General features: G+C 69.9%; 9 protein-coding genes. 3 read left to right on the top strand and 6 right to left on the bottom strand.

All coding sequences use genetic code 11. The features are described 5' to 3' along the window. Positions 1–119 precede the first annotated feature (119 nt). The 6 genes from OG272_RS22210 to OG272_RS22185 all read right to left on the bottom strand — a co-directional run bounded on the left by OG272_RS22210 (position 120) and on the right by OG272_RS22185 (position 14,377). Positions 120–458 carry a hypothetical protein gene (locus OG272_RS22210; protein WP_328223382.1) on the bottom strand — a complete coding sequence of 113 codons (339 nt, stop codon included), beginning with the start codon at positions 456–458 and terminating at the stop codon, positions 120–122. Further along, complete coding sequence (locus OG272_RS22205) at positions 455–7,276, bottom strand: polymorphic toxin-type HINT domain-containing protein (protein WP_405894590.1); 6,822 nt, start codon at positions 7,274–7,276, stop codon at positions 455–457. Before OG272_RS22205 ends, OG272_RS22210 begins: the two co-directional genes overlap by 4 nt. A gap of 132 nt (positions 7,277–7,408) precedes the next feature. Continuing rightward, positions 7,409–11,749, bottom strand: coding sequence for a LamG domain-containing protein (locus tag OG272_RS22200; RefSeq protein WP_405894588.1), 4,341 nt, complete (start codon positions 11,747–11,749; stop codon positions 7,409–7,411). A gap of 248 nt (positions 11,750–11,997) precedes the next feature. Continuing rightward, positions 11,998–12,777: an enoyl-CoA hydratase/isomerase family protein gene (locus OG272_RS22195; protein ID WP_405894587.1), complete on the bottom strand. Its 780-nt coding sequence runs from the start codon at positions 12,775–12,777 to the stop codon at positions 11,998–12,000. Then, on the bottom strand, positions 12,774–13,190 hold the full coding sequence (locus tag OG272_RS22190; RefSeq protein WP_405894585.1) for a Zn-ribbon domain-containing OB-fold protein: 417 nt from the start codon (positions 13,188–13,190) through the stop codon (positions 12,774–12,776). Before OG272_RS22190 ends, OG272_RS22195 begins: the two co-directional genes overlap by 4 nt. A 38-nt stretch (positions 13,191–13,228) precedes the next feature. Beyond that, complete coding sequence (locus OG272_RS22185) at positions 13,229–14,377, bottom strand: lipid-transfer protein (RefSeq protein WP_326585770.1); 1,149 nt, start codon at positions 14,375–14,377, stop codon at positions 13,229–13,231. Between the two features lie 173 nt (positions 14,378–14,550). Here OG272_RS22185 and OG272_RS22180 point away from each other — a divergent pair, with 173 nt between their 5' ends. The 3 genes from OG272_RS22180 to OG272_RS22170 all read left to right on the top strand — a co-directional run bounded on the left by OG272_RS22180 (position 14,551) and on the right by OG272_RS22170 (position 16,885). After that, positions 14,551–16,212 carry a fatty acid--CoA ligase family protein gene (locus OG272_RS22180; RefSeq protein WP_405894583.1) on the top strand — a complete coding sequence of 554 codons (1,662 nt, stop codon included), beginning with the start codon at positions 14,551–14,553 and terminating at the stop codon, positions 16,210–16,212. 86 nt (positions 16,213–16,298) lie between these two features. After that, entirely contained in the window at positions 16,299–16,517 is a 219-nt protein-coding gene (locus tag OG272_RS22175) for a hypothetical protein (protein ID WP_215456223.1), read from the top strand. After that, positions 16,514–16,885, top strand: a complete 372-nt coding sequence (locus OG272_RS22170; RefSeq protein ID WP_326582024.1) for a fic family toxin-antitoxin system, toxin component — start codon at positions 16,514–16,516, stop codon at positions 16,883–16,885. The genes OG272_RS22175 and OG272_RS22170 overlap by 4 nt, the downstream gene beginning before the upstream one ends. Positions 16,886–16,929: the final 44 nt, after the last annotated feature.

The following is a 16,929-nucleotide window of genomic DNA, read 5'->3' as shown; positions in this document are numbered from 1 at the left end:
GCGCTGGAGAAGTCCGGACGGCGAGCCGGAGGCCACAAGAGCCCCGTCGAAATTCTCTTCCGACGGGGCTCCCGTGCCGCCTCAGATGTTCTGTCCGGTTCGCGCTGTGAGCCTGTCACTCACGGCTCGGGCGTCCCCTTTTCGCCCACCGAAAAGAGGGCGCTCTCGATCGCGTGGCGAAGATGTGGCCGGGCGTCACCTGCGTCGGCCTTTCCCAGCAGGACGGAGAGGAAATCGGAATCCGGGTAGCCATGCGTCCCTTCATCCTTCATCGCCCGTACCTGGGACCAAAGGGCGATCATCATCTCGTTGCAGGCCTGAGCCTGCCGCATCCCCCGTTGAATGTCCCCGGCGAAGGCATCACGTGCCGAGATCCCGAGCCGGTGGCCCATGGCCAGCAGGAACGCCTCCTTGGAGGGCGAGTTCAGGATCGCCAGAACTTGGTCTCGAATGCTCATTGGTCCATATCCCAGAATTCTTCGTCCGTGGTCGGTCGACGACCACCGTAGGACTCGCGCGGCAGTGAATCGACGTCGTACCCACGTGACCTCAGAACCGAGACCCTGGTGTTGCCGTTCATGATGGTTCCGTCCGGCTTCACTATCAGTGGCTCGTGCGCTCCCGGCCTCAACGAGTGGACGATGTCGTCGGTGTCCTGCTTGTGCCAGAAATTCAGCGAACTCTTGTCGAGTGAACTGTCGGGATGCAGCGACTGCAGAGGCGGATCACACGGACTGGCGTTGTGGACGAGGACCGGCGTCTCTCCCGCCAGCACATAGTAGGTATGCAGGCCGGCCACCGTGAGGTTGTACGTCCGGGCCCGCTTCGTGAAGGAGCGGTTGCCCGTCACGATGACCGTGTCGCCGGCTTCGGTGAGCAGGGTCATGCCCGCGGCGAGGTCGCCCGCCTCGATCCAGTCCCGCTCGGACGGGGACCAGAACGGGTGCTCGTGCGTCGCCGTGAGCTCGTCGATGCCGTTCTCCGTGGCGATCGACAGCTCGTTGAAGTGCTTGTCGTCCTCGGTGCCGATCAGGCGGGTCACCCTCCGGGGACCGGACGCGCCGGTCTCGGGATCGGTGGCCATGACCTCGTCGCCGAGCTCGATGTCCTCGATGTCCTTGGTGGTGCCGTCGGCCATGAGGACGTCGGTGCCGGCCAGGAAGCACTTGCAGCCGCGCAGTGACTTGGAGACTCTTCCGCCCTTGCCGCCCCCGACCGCCATGGCGATCAGGCTCTCGATGACCTTGCCGCGCTCCCACGCCTCCGCGTCGTCGACGCACTTGGAGGCGTTGTCGAGGCAGTAGGTCGCGGCGATGCGCTTGGCCTTGGTGTAGTCGGCGTCGGTGAGCCTGTGGCCGCCGCGGGTGGCCCGGGTCAGGAAGTTGTTGGCCTCCAGGCATGCCAGCCGGCCGAAGCAGGCCTGGCCGACGCTGCCGTCGTTCTCGTAGACCGGCGTGTTCCAGTAGTCACCGTCCGGCGCTCGGCCGCTGGGTGAATACTCCGAGAACCAGGCATCGAGCTGGTCCGTATCGGTCGAGGCCGGCGCGTGCTGGGAGATCCACACGCTGTCGTCGTTGCTCTTCGTCGTGCTCTTGGACGTGGACTTCTTGGTGGTCTTGGACGCGCCCTCGTACCCGTCCGAGGTCGGCCAGCCCTTGCCGTCGTTGCAGCTGTCGCACCACAGACCGGTCGGGTCGGAGAACGTGAGCGGGTTGTTGTTGCTGTACGTGTAGCCGTGCATCTGCTGCGCGTCGGACACGTCCATGACCGGGTCGACGCTGAGGAAGCGGCCGGTCTCCGGGTCGTACTCGCGGGCCCCGATGTGGGTCAGACCGGTGGCCTTGGTGTCGTCGGTGCCGCCGACGAAGCCCTTGGTGCCCGGCCAGTTCGCCGGCTCGGTGCCGCGGGTGCCGCCGAAGGGCAGGGTGCGGCGCTGCGTGAGCTGCTGGTTGGCCGCGTCGACGGCCAGCTGGGACGTGCCGTGGTGGTCGGCGAGGGTGATCGAGACGCTGCCGTCGTCCTTCTGGACGCCCTGGTGGCCGCCGCCGAGGTCGAAGTAGCGGGTGGCCCTGGCCGTGGTGGAGCCCTTGGCCAGGCTGATCTCGGTGGTGCCGAGGTAGAGGGTGGTCTCGGTGGGGGTGCGGCCGATCAGGCGGTTGCCGTCGGTGTCGTAGAGGTACTCGGTGACCTTGTCGCTGCCGCCCTGGACCGGTTCGGTCACCTTGGCGAGGTGGCCCTCGGCGTCCCAGGCGAGGGTCTGGGTGTCACCGTTCAGCGTGCGGGTCTCGGTGTTGCCGGTCTCGTCGTAGCCGTAGCTGTCCTCCGCCGCACCCGTCGCGTCGGTCGTGGTGACCGAGGTCAGGGTGTGCGGCTGCGCGGTGCCCGCGTCCGGGTAGTCGTACGCCCTCCTGGTGTCCTTGGCCGTGTCGCCGGCGGTGTCGTGGATCGTCTCGTTCTGCCGGTTGCCCACCTTGTCGTAGGTGTAGGAGTGCCAGTACGGGGCCGGGCCGCCGAGGACACCGGCGCCGGGCGCGGTGGCGCAGCCGGTGGCGGGCTGGGTCCATGCCTCGGTCAGGCGGCGCAGGTGGTCGTAGGTGAAGCACTGGGTGTCGGTGCCGGAGCGGGAGACGTCCGACACGGACAGCACGTTGCCCGCCTCGTCGTAGCGGTAGGTGTTGTGCTGGTCGACGCCCGCGACGTTCTCGCGGTCCACGCGGGAGGTGGCCAGGCGCTGGGTGCCCCACTCGTAGGTGTTGGTGGACCAGGTCTTCTTGGCACCGCTGTGGGACAGTTCGTACTGCAGCGGCTTGCCGGTGAGGCTGTAGCTCGTGGTGGACTTCAACCCCTGACTGCCGTCGACGCCGGTCAGGCGCAGGGTGTCGTCCTCATAGGTGAAGGCCACCGTCGCCGCCGGCAGGGAGCCGGCCTTCGGGTAGCCGGCGCCCTGCACCGTGCCCGACGCGTTGTACGTGGTCGCCGAGAGGTAGGTCCCCGCCAGGGCGCCCTCGGAGGACGGGACGGTGACGGAGGTGCGCAGCGGGCGGTACAGCCGGTCGTAGGCGACGACCTTGGAGCTGTAGGCGTTGCCGCCGCTGTAGCGGATGGACTCCGCGAGGTGGCCCTTGGCGCCGCTGACCGTGTCGTACACCCACTTGGCGCGCAGGCTGCCGCCCGACGACCCCTCCCTGATCTCGGTGCGGCGGCCGAGGTTGTCGTAGCCGTACCAGAGCGCGGGGAACTCCGCGTTGGGACGGGCGTCGTCGGTCGTGGTGAGCCGGCCCCGGTCGTCGTACTCGCTGACGGTGGTTCCCCTGTCCGGGTCGACGGACTTGGTCTGCCGGCCCAGCAGGTCGTACTGGTACTCCCAGGAGTTGCCCGCCGGGTCGGTGACCTTCTCCAGCTTCCCGCCCGCCGTGTAGCCGTACTTGGTGGTGTCGTACGCGGCGGTCGCGCTGCGCGTGTGGTGCCGGCGCAGCTCGGTGGTCTGGCCCCGGGCGTCGGTGAGCTTGGTGGTGGCGACGTCGCCGACGGGCGGGACGACCGTGGTGCGGTCGCCGCCGTAGAGGGTCTTCGTCGTGGACAGGACCGCGCCGCCGTCGCCGTTTCCGGCGATCTGCTTCGTCTCGGTCCGCCGGCCCAGACCGTCGTAGGTGTAGCGGTTCTGCGTCTCGACGCTCAGGGCGTCCTCGGGCTTGAACAGGGTGGTGGACGGCGCGACTTGCGCGTAGTAGCTCGCGAACTCCTTGGTGACCAGGCCGCGTTCGTCGTAGAAGGTGTCGGCCAGCAGGCTGCCGCCGTCCGGGCCGGGCTCCTGGGTCTGGCGCGGCCGGAGGAAGCCGTCGTGCAGGGTGTAGGAGGTGCGCTGCGCCCCGTCGTTGCCGAGCGTCCGGGTGCCGACCGCGGCCGGCTTGCCCTCGGCGATGGTGTACGTGAACTCGAAGTTCGGGGTCTGGCCGGTGGTCCGGTCGGCCAGCCACACCTTGGAGGAGCGGCCCAGCGCGTCGTAGGTGAGGTTGGTGACCTTGGTGTTGGTGTCGGTCTGGGTCTGCGGCTGGCCGCGGAGGATGTCGTACGTGGTCGTCGAGGAGTGTGCCGTGGCCGCGTCACCCGCCGTGGCCGGGGGCGAGGTCACCTTCGTGCTGGTGGCGAACCCCGTGGCCGGTGTGTAGGCGGTGGTGGTCGTACGGCTGTCGCCGCGTGCCGTCCGGGTGAGCACGCCGGCGGCGGTGACCCGCACGTCGGCGGTCAGGTCGGTGCTGGTCAGCGTACGGGCGTAGGAGTCGAAGGTGGCGCCGGACTCCAGGTACACGGCGGTGGTGCCGTCGTACTTCTTCAGTACCGCGTTCGCGGTCAGGTCGCCCTTCGTGGGGGCCGTGCCGTAGGCACCGCCGTCATAGGCGGAGCGCACGTCGGAGATCACGTCGGCGGGACGGCTGACCGTCGAGCCACAGGTCTTGGCGACCGTCTCCACGCGGGAGGCGAAGGTCAGGATGTTGTCGGTGGTGTTGGTGGCGTAGGCGGTGGTGGTGCACCTGTTGTCGGTGGACGTGGCGTTGTCGCCGTGGTCGTCGACCTGCGTGACGCGTCCCGCCACGGTGTCGTGGGTGTTGGCGAGGGAGGTGATCCGCCAGGCCGCGCCCGCACCGTCGTCCAGCGAGGTCCAGGTCCTGGAGTGGGCGGTGCCGGTGAGGTTGGCCGTCACAGTGCCCCAGTCGCGGGTCTTCTTCGCCGTCTCGTGGCGCCAGGGGCGGTTGACCGTCTTGGACAGGGCCTTGCCGCCCGGCCCCGAGAAGGCCACGGTCTTGTAGGCGAAGCCGGCCGCCGCCTCGTGGTCGGTGATCGGGTCGCCCTCGCCGTCTCCCAGGGTGACGCTCACGGACTTGGTGCCGCCGGAGGTGTCCTTGCGGTCGCCGTCCATGCCGCGCAGGAAGTACGTGTCCTCCTGCGTCCGCATCGCCGGGGCGCCGCCCTGGCCACCGGTCTGGACACGGACGTGGCCGTAACCGCGCCACTGGGACCAGGTCTTGTGCTTCTCCTTGGTCAGCCCGTCGTCATCGTCGTAGTGCCAGGCCGCGCCGTCCTTGTAGTCGTAGGTGACGACCTGGTCGGGGGAGCCGCCCGTGCGGTCGGTCGCGGTGACGGAGGTGACCACGTACTTGTTGAACCACTGCAGCTCGGGATCGTCGGTCGAACTGCCGCCGATGTACTGCGGGAAGCAGCGGGTCGTGTTGGTCTGCGGGGTCGGCAGCGCGGCGGAGTCACAGACCGGTGCAGAGTAGTTGACGTCGGTCTGGCCGCCGGACTCGTCGGCGACCGTGGACAGCCGGGCCTTGATGAAGGGGGCGTAGCCGTCGCCGGTCCTGTCGAGCCGGTTGGCGAGCTGGGTGTACGCGAAGGTGGTCTTCGGCAGGGTGACCGCCGGGGTGGCGGTGTGACCGGTGCGCTGGACGGAGTCGAGCAGCAGCTGGTAGTCGGTGTCGGCCATGCCCCAGCGGTGGGTCAGCTTCCAGGAGTCGACGTCCTTGTAGGCGCTGCCGTCGTACACCTGCGTGGAGACCTGGGTGAGCCGCTTGCGGGTGAAGTACGCCGGTGAGAACCGGCCCTCGTCACAGTCCGTGCCCGCGTCGCAGTTCAGGTCCCAGGGCGTGTCGTACCAGTACGCGGCGTCGTTGGCGATGGAGTCGCAGTCGGTCTGCGCGTCCGGGATACAGCGCTCGCCGTTGGTGAAGTTCGCCTTGGCCAGTGCCTTCACGCTGTACATCGAGGCGGACTTCAGCCCGTACTCGATGCGGTCGAGCGTGCCGCCGCGGACGTAGCGGGTGTCGTCCTCGGCCTTCAGGTTGCGGCCGTAGGAGTTGGTCTCCTTGTCGTAGTAGTAGGCGATGGCGTTGCCGCGCGCGTCGACGACGTAGTCCAGGTTCCAGCGCCAGCCCTGCTGGCACCAGGACGACGCGAACGTGGAGGCGTGGCAGGGCTCCCCGGAGTCGTCGCCGAAGACGGGGACCGTCCAGGCGGAGTCGGTGGTCTCCTTGCCGTCCGACCACCCCGGCAGGCGGTTGTACCCGAAGTAGTAGCGGGTGCCGTCCGGGGCGGTGACCCGCCAGTACTCGTCGTTGCGGGCGCCGTTGCCGCGCACGTTGTCGCTGGATCCGTTGATCCGGGCGACCTTCGTGCCGTCGTCGTTCTTCAGTTTCCAGGAGTCGGTGCCGTCCGGGACGAGTTCACCGGCCTTGCCGTTGAAGGTGAGGAAGGCGTTGTCGTAGGCCCAGCACAGGTCGCCCGGCTTGCCGCCGTCCGCGTTCTCCACCCCGTCGTCGTCGCACGGCTTGTAACGGCGCTCGATGTAGCCGGGCCACAGGTCGAAGCCGTCGCCGAGCCACGAGGACTGGTTGTTGGTGTTCCCCGTCCGCCCGTCGATGGAGGCGGAGGAGTACGTCATCCCGACGTTGGGCTTCAGACCGCCGGGCACATCGGGTACCGCCATGTCGTACGACCAGGAGAAGGCACCGGTGTTGAGGTTGGTGGCCCAGGTCGCCGAGGGGGAGAGCGGGCTCGCCTTGTAGTCGCTGCCGACGCTCTTGGTGTCCGCCACGGCGGCGAACACGGTGGGACCGCCCGAGCTGAGGGCCACGTCGGACGTGGTCAGCGTCTGCTTGTCGGTGTCGTTGACGGTCTCCACGGGGCGCGTGGTGCGGCACTTCGCCTTCTGCGGTGTGGTGAGTGCGCAGGCGGGGAGTTGGACGAAGGTGAGGCGGGAGGCGTAGTTGCCGCCGTAGAGGCCGGCGAAGGAGGAGTAGTCGAGTCCGGCGCGGACCTTGCCGCCGCGCGGGGTGCTGTTCTGGCGGGGTGTCAGGGTGAAGACGGGGCCGTCGACGCCGGTCTTGCGGGCGGCCTTCTTGGACAGGGTGCGCACGGTGTAGGTGCCGTCGGCCGCGTCGGCGGACTTCTTGACGCGGGTGTCCAGGGTGAGGGGGAGTCCCTTGACCCGGGTGGTGGCCTTCTGAAGGGTGACGGTCGTGGTGGTCGCCTTGGGCCAGGTGGTGGCCGGGTCCTCGGCGGGTGTGCGGGGGCCCTTGGTGAGCTTGCGGGGTACGGCTTTGCCCGCCGGGCCGCCGGCAACCGGGCCCTCGGCCTGCGGCAGCGCGGGCTTGCGCCAGCCCTGGGCGACGGCGGGCAGGCTCGACGCCTGTATCAGTGTTCCGGTCAGCACGGCGGCCGAGGCCATGGCCAGCAGGCGCCACGGCCGGCCTGTTCTCCTGGGTGGTCTGGACTTCATCGCTACTCGTTTTCCTCCCGTTGAGTACTCCGCGGGCAGCGTGCAGCCGCGCACGGCGGAGTGAGGCGATCGGCGACAGGGGGCCGGGGCCACCGCGTGCGGCGGCGCGCCCCGGCCCCCTGGCCGAGCCGGTCAGCCGCCGCTGGGAACGGCGGTGTCCACGCCCGGCATGCCGACGGCGAGGTGATCGATCTGGGTCTCGGTCAGCGCGCCCTGGAAGACCCAGACGTCGGAGAGCGAACCGGGGAAGTACTGGCCGGACGTGGTGCCCGTCGTGTCCCGGCCGAGCTGCAGCGTCTTCGCGGCCTTGTAGGTCAGCACGTCGTCGGCCCACGAGACGGTGTCGGCGCAGCTCGCGTCGTCCTGCGCCCCGTCCTCGTCGGCGTCGGCGCAGGCGGTCTCCTGGAGTTCGCCGTTGACGTAGAGGCGGACCTCCTTGGAGAACCCGTCGTAGACGAGTGCCAGATGGTTCCAGTCGGTGGGGCTGTAGAACATGCCGTTGCCGACGTCGGACACGGCGGCGGAGTCGCTGTCGGAATCGGCCGTGGCGATCCGCCAGCGGCCCGGATCGGTGGCCGGGGTGGCGCTGGGCTCGTAGCGCACCGCGAACGCGCTCTTCTTGGCTCCCGGAGCGCTGACGACGGTGACCGGGCTCGTCGGTGTCGCGGCCGCCTGGACGTAGGCGCTGACGGTGAAGCTGGCGGCGGTGTCGACCGGGACCACGGAGGCCGCCGCGTAGTCGTTGGTGCCGTCGAGGACGACGGCACCGTCGACCCAGCCCGAGCCCGTCTGGGCGCCGTTGTAGAGGGTCATGGCGTTACCGGAGGCCGAGGCGTCGGGCGACAGCGACGGAGTGCCGGTGGCCGTCTCGAACTTCCAGCGGCCCTTGACCACCGCGCGCTGCTTGAACAGCTGCTGCACCTCACCGGCGGACACCGGCCGGTCGAAGAGCCGTACGTCGTCGATCTGGCCGGGGAAGAACGAGGTCGGCGTACGTTCGAACGCGCTGGCGCCGATCTGCACCGCGCCCCCGGCGTACCAGGTGGAGGTCGTGGCCGTGGTGCCGGCCAGGGTCCCGTTGACGTACAGCGAGAGCTTGTCGGCCACGGTGTCCTGCACGCCGACCAGATGCGTCCACTCACCGCCGTACGCGGTGGTTCCCGTGGGCTGCATGGCCCTCACCACCGTGGAGTCGGCGGTGTCGGCGCTGTGCTGGTTGAAGATCCAGCGGTCGTAGGTACTGGAGTAGTAGAGCTCCGGACCCGTCACCGTGGTGCCGATCTGCGAGGCGACCGTGGCGGCGTGGGTCGGCTTGGTCTTCGGCAGTTTCACCCAGGCCGAGACGGCGTAGCTGTACGAGGTGTTGATGTGCGGGCCGCTGGTGACGGCGTAGTCGTCGGTGCCGTCCAGGGTCAGGGCGTTGCCGTCGACCCCTGCGGCGCCTGCCGTGGCGCCGCCCTTGAGGACCGCGGGGTTCACATCGGCCCGGCCGGTCAGCGCGATGGCGTCGGCGGCGTCGTCCATGTGGAAGACCGCGCGGGCCGGACGTCCGGCGCCGATCGAGTCCGAGCTGTAGAGGGTCGACACCTCGGCCGCCGACAGCGGCTTCTCGTAGGTCTTCACCTCGTCGATGGCGCCGGGGAACGGCGCTGTCGGCGTGCCGCTGAGGACGTTGGCGCCGATCACCATGCCGCGCCGTGCGTTCCACCCCGTGCTGTAGGCGGTGGTCCCGGCCAGCGTGCCGTTGACGAACAGTTTCAGCTGCTGCTCACCGGCGGCGTACATGCCGACCAGATGCGTCCACTCGCCGGCCCTGACCCCGCCGGCGGCGGCCTGCATGGCCCGGACGGGAGTGCCGCTGGTGCTGTCGGAGCTGTACTGGTTGAACACCCAGCGGTCGAACCCCTTGGAGTAGTACAGCTCGAAGCCCGGCGCGTTGTTGCCCCGCTGGGAGGCGACGACCGCCGCGTCGGACGGCATCGCCGACAGCTTCACCCACGCCGACACCGAGAAGCTCACGTCGGTGTTGATGGTGGCGACATCGGTGACGGCGTAGTCGTCGACACCGTCGAACCGCACCGCCTTGCCGATCTTGCCTTCCACGTCCGGCGTCGGGCCGCCGTGCAGGGTCGCGGTCTGCTGGGGTGCGCTGCCCGCCGCCTGGGTGGCGCCGGCCGCCTCGTCCATCGACCAGCCCGCGCGTTCGAGCTGCCCCGCCTTGACGCGGAACTGGTAGGTGCGGATCTCGGAGCCGTTGCCGGCGGCGTCGAAGGACCGCGCGGTGAAGGTGTTCAGGCCCGGCTTGAGCGGCAGTACGGGGACGGTCCTGGCGGCTCCGCCCGAGGTGGTGACCGTGTTGGCGGACACCGGGTCGCCGTTGACGCCGTACCAGTACTTCGTCACGTCGGAGACGGCCCCGGTGATCACGAAGTTGCCGTACTGGCCCACTCCGTCGTGCCAGGGGTCCTCGGGGTCCTCCGGATCGGAGGCCGGGTAGATGGCGGAGGAGATGCTCGGTGCCTTCGGCACGCTCGTGTCGTACACGAAGTAGCAGGAGGTCGCGTCACCCGTGTACGACCACGGTGAGTACTGGGCCCCGTCGAAGGACTGGACGTACCAGTTGACCGTCTTGTTGGCGGGGATGGAGGACGGCAGGTTGATCACGAAGTCCGAGCCGGACGCCTTCGCCTTCGTCAGCCCCGACTTCCAGCGGGTGACCGAGCCCTTGCCGTCCCCGGTGTCCCAGCTCGCCCGGAACTCCACCTTGACGGCGTCGCCGTCGGGGTCGGTGATGTCGTTCGCGCGGATCGTCCCCAGGGTGCGGACGCGCGGCGCGTTCTCGGGCTTCTTGCACGAACCGCCGTACTCCATGACCAGCTGCGACATCTTCACCTGCGGCGGCGGCCGGTTGTACTGCACCCGCAGGAAGGCGTCGTCCGAGAACCGCTTCCAGCCGTAGGCGTCGGACTCGCTCGCCGCCTTCATGCCGAAGGTCATCGTCGACCACTTCTTGTCCGCCGCCAACTGGATCGCGGACTTCACGTTGAACTCGGCGTCCTTCGCGGCACAGCCCGTGAACCCGTAGGCGAAGGACTCCGTCTTGAGGTGGTCGATCCAGAAGCCGGACGCTTTCTGGGAGTTCCAGGTCGTCGACGAGGAGATGTCCTTGGTGCGCCACAGCTCCACACTCCGGTCGGAGCAGGACGCCGACCAGGTGTTGCGGACCACGAACTCGGCCTCCAGCACGGTCCGGCCCGCGAACTTGGAGGTCGGGATGCGGTAGAAGAGCCGCTTGGTGTCGTGCGGGGCGCAGTAGGCCCAGTTGCAGTACCCGAGGCCCGCGTCCGACTCGCCGTTGAACTTCCACTGCGGCGACGACGCCCAGTACTCGGAGGCCATCGTCCACGCGGAGGCCTTCGGGGAGTAGAACTGGGGGTCGATGAAGACGGGGTACACCGTGTCCTTGCCCCGGAGCACGTCCCTGTCGGGCGTCAGCACCAACGCGTCCTGCGCGGCGGGGACGTCCACACCGACCGGGGCCACGTTCGCGGACTCGGCGGCGACGGCCTCGGGGTTGTCCCCACCGTCGTCGGCCGCGGTGACGGCGGTCGTCGTGACGGACGCGGTGGTGGAGCGCGGTGCGGAGACCGACGACGCCTTCGAGGCGGCCTCGTCGGCAGACTGTGTCGAGGACTGTTCCGTGGTGGCGGGCGCCTTGTCGCTGGAGTCCCACATCACCGGGCGAGGGGCTTCGAAGACCGCGCTTCCGGCGCCCTCGTCGATCGCCGCGAGGCCGCCGTCCTCCGTCTCCTCGACCCGCATGCCGTCGGCGTCCAGTTTCAGGCGGAGTTCGTTCAGCTCCGTGCTCGCCGCGGCCTCGGCCGACTTGACGACCAGAAGCTGGGTGAAGCCGTCCTGCTGCGCCGTCATCCGCAGATCCACGTCGGGCAGCACGTCCGGGTAGGTGACGGTGTTCCCGCTCAGCTCGGGAGCGGGCAGCTTCTCGGGCCAGGACAACGCCAGTTCCCGGCCGTTCTTGGTCATCCGCACCAGCGGGTCGGAACCCCCGCCCGAGAACGTCAGGCCGACGGTGGTGGCCTTGGGCGCGACCGCTCCGTTCGCGCCGCGCGCCAGCGTGGTGTCGATGTTCCGCCACTCGCCGTCTACGCGCGTCCGCACCGGACGCAGATGCTCCCGGGCCTCCAGGTGCCCCTCCGGGGTGGCGTACACCTCGCTGCTCTCACCGCGCAGTGAGGCGATCTCCACCAGCTTGCCCGTGCGCGCGGCCTTGGTCAGGGCCGCGGTGTCCTCGCCCGCTCCGCCTTCTCCGGCCTCTTCCGCCGTTCCGCCCGATGCGGCGGTCTTGACGGCCTCGGTGGCGTCGACGGCCGAGGTGCCGGCACTCCCGCCGGCCACTGCCATCGCGCCCTCGGATGTGCTCGCCGCCAGCATCAAGGCTGCGGAAAGCACCACGCCGGCTCTGCGGAGCCGACGTCTTCCCCCGTGCGTATTCATATGTGGTGTCCCCCGCCAAGCGGTGTTGAGCTATGACTGGATATGAGTGATCAATCGATCAGGTCGCAACATACGTACATCTCCAGCCACTTACCAGAGACTCACATGGGGGCAAAACGCGTGAGCCGCTTCAAGCAGGCGAAGTCGAAGAGTGAAACACTTCACGTTTGCTTCGCGAAATGTCCACGATTGAACACGTCTCCCCCTCATCGCGTCCGGAACCCGCCCGGCCGCCGCGCGGCGAACAACTTCCCCTGGGATCGCGCCGGTTGGTTGCCCAGCGAGATCAGGTGCGGGGCGTACGCGAGAGCGTGCGCCCGTGCCGCTTCCCGGGCGGACCAGCAGGCCCGGACCGTGCCCTGGACGGCCTCCGGCGGATACCCGGCGATCACCTCGGCGCACCGAACGGCGGCGGCGACCGCCTCGCCGGGTTCCGTCACCTCCGACACCAGCCCCACCTCGTAGGCCCGGCGCGCCGACATCCGCTCGGCGGTGCCCATCAACGCCATCCGCGCGGCCTCCCCGTACGGCATCCGCTGCGCCATGAGGACGGACTCGAAGGCGCTGACCATGCCGTAGGTGGTGTGGGGGTCGAAGAAGGTGGCGGAGGAGTCGGCGACGACGAACTCCGCCTCGCCCAGCAGGTAGAAGGCCCCGCCGCAGGCCATGCCGTTCACGGCCGCGATCACCGGCTTCCACAGGTCGTTCGACTTGGGGCCGACCCTGAGGAGGGGATCCTCGATCGTGTAAGGGGAGTTCGGCTGCGGTACGGCGGCTGCCGCGTCCCTGTCCAGGCCCGTACAGAAGGCGCGGTCGCCGGCGCCCGTCACGACGACGGCCCGTACGGTGTCGTCGAATCGCAACTCCCGCCAAGCAGACGTGAGTTGTTCGGCCGTGGCCAGGTCCAGGGCGTTCAGCTTCTCCGGGCGGTCCAGGGTCAGGAGCGCTACGCCCGTGTCCTTGTCCGTCGTCGTGCGCAGGGTCACGGTCGCTCCAGTACCCATTGGGGGAGGCCGGCGGCGGTGAAGACCACCTGGACCCGTGCGCCGATCCGGAGGCGTTCGACGGGGACGGAGTCGAGGCGGGCGTCCGGCTCGGTCACCAGGTTGCCGACGAGGCGGATGCGGGGGGCGTCGGTCAGTTCGACGAGGACGACGTGGTACGGGGCCTGTTCGGCGTAGTCGGGGAGGAGGGGCGGGTGGGGGCGGACGTAGGACCAGACGCGGCCGCGACCGGTCACCCGGCGCCACTCGGCCGCGAACGAGCGGCAGTGCGGGCAGCAGGGGCGGGGCGGGAAGCGGAGTTCGCCGCAGTCGGCGCAGGCCTGGATCCGCAGTTCGCCTCGGGCGGCGTACTCCCAGAAGGGGGCGCCGTCGTCGTCCACCACCGGTGCGAGCATCTCAACTCCCCTTCTTCGTAGTGTCGTTGTGGCGATGTTCAGTTGCGGAGCAGGAGCGCCGAGGTCGGGACCCCCTCGCCCGCCGTCACCAGGCAGGTCGCCGCGCCCGGCACCTGGGCGGTGCTCGTGCCGCGCAGCTGCCGTACGCCCTCGGTGATCAGGTTGAAGCCGTGGACGTAGGCCTCGCTGAGGCCGCCCCCGGAGGTGTTGAGGGGTAGCCGGCCGCCGATCTCCAGGGCGCCGCCCTCGGTGAAGGAACCGCCCTCGCCGCGGCCGCAGAAGCCGTAGCCCTCCAGGGAGAGCGGGATGAGGGCGGTGAAGGCGTCGTAGATCTGGGCGACGTCGATGTCGTCCGGGGCGATGTCCGCGTGTTTCCACAGGTGCCGGGCGGCGGTCCAGGCGGGGCCGGTCAGCGGGTCGTCGTTCCAGTAGTTGACCATGCCGTGGTGCTGGGCGGGCAGGCCCTGGGCGGCGGAGTGGACGTAGACGGGGGTCCGGCGGCAGTCGCGGGCGCGCTCGGCGGAGACGAGGACGCACGCCAACGCCCCGTCCGTCTCCAGGCAGTTGTCGAAGAGGCAGAGGGGCTCGCTGATCCATCGGGAGTTCATGTACATCTCGCGGGTCAGCGGGCGCTCGTACATGATCGCGGCGGGATTCTGGTTCGCCCTGTTGCGGCAGGCCAGGGCCACGTTGAAGAGGTGGTCGCGGGTGGTGCCGTACTCGTGCATGTGGCGGCGGGCGAGCATGGCTATCTCGTCGGCCGGGCGGAGCAGGCCGTAGGGGCGGGTCCACTGGGCCGGGGTGGGGAGTTGGGCCGTGGTGTTCTTCCACGGTCGGGGGCCCGAGCCGCGCTTCCGGGACCGCCAGGCGACGCCGACCGTGGCCTGGCCGGTGGCGATCGCGGCGGCGAGATGCGCGACCGTGGCACAGGAACCGCCGCCGCCGTAGCCGACCTTGCTGAAGAAGGTGAGGTCCCCGAGGCCGAGCGCCTTGGCGACCTCGACCTCGTCCGTCTCCTCCATCGTGTACGAGGCGAGCGCGTCGACCTCGTCCGGGGACACCCCCGCGTCGTCGAGGGCGGCGAGGATCGCCCGGCACGCCAACGCCCTTTCCGTCTCCGGTAGTTGTTTGGCGAAGGGGGTCTGGCCGATGCCGACGATCGCTGTCGCGTCCTTGAGTACGGCCATGGGAGCCATGGGGCACACCTCCGCACAGGGGCATGGGCCAGGGGCTGTCCGGCCGACGGCAGCCAGGGGCTGTCCGCCGAGTGGCCGGCTGCTGACAGTCCGTCAGGGTACAGCTAATCTGACGGGTAGTCAGCTAATGCTGGGACACTGGTTCTCGGGTACGGAGGCCTGCTGTGCGCGGTGACTTGGATGGGCGCGGGGACGTGGAGTGGGTGACCGTTGCGGGGCTGGTCCGCTCCGCGACCGAACGGTTCGGCGCGGGCGAGGCCGTCGTCGACGGCCGTACGCGGGTGTCGTACGCGGAACTGGGCGCGCGGGTGGAGCGCGCGGCGGCCGCGTGCGTCGCGAACGGGGTCGAGGTCGGCGACCGCGTCGCCCTCTGGGCGCCGAACTCCCTCGACTGGATCGTCTCCGCGCTCGGCGCGGTCTCGGCGGGCGCGGTGCTCGTCCCGCTGAACACCCGCTTCAAGGGCGGCGAGGCGGCGGACGTCCTGGCGCGCAGCCGGGCGAAGCTGCTGTTCATCACCGGGACCTTCCTGGGGACCTCGTACGTGGCCTCGCTGCGGCGGGCGGCGGGGGCGGACGCCGGCCGACTGCGGGCGCCGGGGGCCGGGAGCGTGTGCGAGACCCCCGGTCCGCTGCCCGGACTCCCGCACCTGGAGCAGGTGGTGGTGCTGTCGGACGACGCCCCCGCCGACTTCCGTACCTGGAAGGACTTCCTCGCCGGCGGCGACGGGGTCGGGGCGGGGGAGGTGCGGGCGAGGTCGGAGGCGCTGACCGGTGACTCCCCCTCCGACATCATCTTCACCTCGGGCACCACGGGCCGCCCCAAGGGCGCGGTGATCACCCACGCGCAGACCCTGCGGGCGTACGAGGTGTGGAGCGAACTGGCCGGGCTCCGCCGGGGCGACCGCTACCTCGTCGTGAACCCCTTCTTCCACACCTTCGGCTACAAGGCGGGCGTGATCGCGTGCCTCATGCGGGGCGCGACGATCATCCCGCAGCCGGTGTTCAACGTGGAGACGGCGATGGCCAACGTGGCGGCCGAGCGGGTCTCGGTCCTCCCCGGCCCGCCGACCCTCCACCAGTCCCTCCTGGACCACCCCGCCCGCGACGACCACGACCTGAGCACCCTGCGCCTGGTGGTGACGGGCGCGGCGGTGGTGCCGCTGCGCCTGGTCGAACGGCTGCGGGCGGAACTCCGGGTGGACACCGTCCTGACGGCGTACGGCCTGTCCGAGGCCTCCGGCATCGTCACGATGTGCCGGCGCGGCGACGAGCCGTCGGTGATCGCGTCGACGTCCGGGCGGGCGATCCCGGGGACGGAGGTGCGGGTCGTCGACCCCCTGGGGTCCGCCCTGCCGCCCGGCTCTCCCGGAGAGGTCCTCGTCCGCGGCTTCAACGTCATGCGCGGCTACTTCGAGGACCCCGCGGAGACCGCCCGCGCGGTCACCGCCGACGGCTGGCTCCGCACCGGCGACGTCGGCGTCCTCGACCACGACGGCAACCTCCGCATCACCGACCGCATCAAGGACATGTTCATCGTCGGCGGCTTCAACGCGTACCCCGCCGAGATCGAGCAGTTGCTGGGCCTGCACCCGGACGTCGCGGACGTGGCGGTCATCGGAGTCCCGGACGCCCGGCTGGGCGAGGTCGGCAAGGCGTACGTCGTCCGCCGGCGAGGGTCCCTGGTGACGGCCGACGACCTGATCGCCTGGTCCCGGCGCGAGATGGCCAACTACAAGGTGCCGAGGGCGGTGGAGTTCGTGGGGGAGCTGCCGCGGAACGCCGGCGGGAAGGTGGTGAAGGGGGAGCTGCGGGGGCGGGTGGTCTGACGCGCTCTTGCCTGAGGGGGTGCGAGGCCGAGGTGTGCTGGTATCACCGGATAGCCATGCCTGGTATCCGGTGATACCGTCCAGGCATGGCCAAGACCCAGATCAACATCCGCATGGACGACGACACCGCCGAGATGGCGCGGCAGGCGGCGGCGACGCGGCGGATACCGGTCAACGAGTATGTCGAGCAACTCATTCGGAACGACAACGAGCAGGTGCGTGCCGTCTTCATGGCTGCCGCGCAGGAGGTGCTCGACGAGTACGGCGATCTCCTCGACGAGATCGAGGGGGAGTCCGGTAGGTGAACGTCGACATCGACCTCGCATGGATCCTGGAGGTCGCGCAGCGGGCGGGCCAGGACGACCCTGCCATCGACGACTACGGAGTGGCGATCGCCGCCGTGGAACGGCATCGGGCGGTGCTCGTCGGCCAGGACGTGTACCAGGGTGCGTACGCCAGGGCGGCGGCCCTTGCCCACTCCCTCGGCCGCATGAGGTGGCTGGAGCGCTCGAACCTCCGGGTGGCGGTCGCGGTCGCCCACGCGTATCTGATCGCCTCCGGGGCCCCGGCCAAGCTGGATCAGCGGCGGGTTTCCGCGCTGGCGGCCGAGCTGAAGAAGGACAGCTGTACCGCTGGAAGCGTGGCCGAGATCCTCCGGTCGTGGGCGGTCTAGAGACGGTCTGGAGACCGCCCCCGGACACACCTCGGCCGCGGTGG

The sequence above is a fragment of the Streptomyces sp. NBC_00104 genome (assembly GCF_045160825.1).
Classification (GTDB): domain Bacteria; phylum Actinomycetota; class Actinomycetes; order Streptomycetales; family Streptomycetaceae; genus Streptomyces.
This window is presented reverse-complemented; position numbering and strand designations above follow the sequence as displayed.

Coding starts and splice junctions, on each gene's coding strand:
- OG272_RS22210 (WP_328223382.1), bottom strand. CDS start 458: ATGAGCATTCGAGACCAAGTTCTGGCGATCCTGAACTCGCCCTCCAAG.
- OG272_RS22205 (WP_405894590.1), bottom strand. CDS start 7,276: ATGAAGTCCAGACCACCCAGGAGAACAGGCCGGCCGTGGCGCCTGCTG.
- OG272_RS22190 (WP_405894585.1), bottom strand. CDS start 13,190: ATGCTCGCACCGGTGGTGGACGACGACGGCGCCCCCTTCTGGGAGTAC.
- OG272_RS22185 (WP_326585770.1), bottom strand. CDS start 14,377: ATGGCCGTACTCAAGGACGCGACAGCGATCGTCGGCATCGGCCAGACC.
- OG272_RS22175 (WP_215456223.1), top strand. CDS start 16,299: ATGGCCAAGACCCAGATCAACATCCGCATGGACGACGACACCGCCGAG.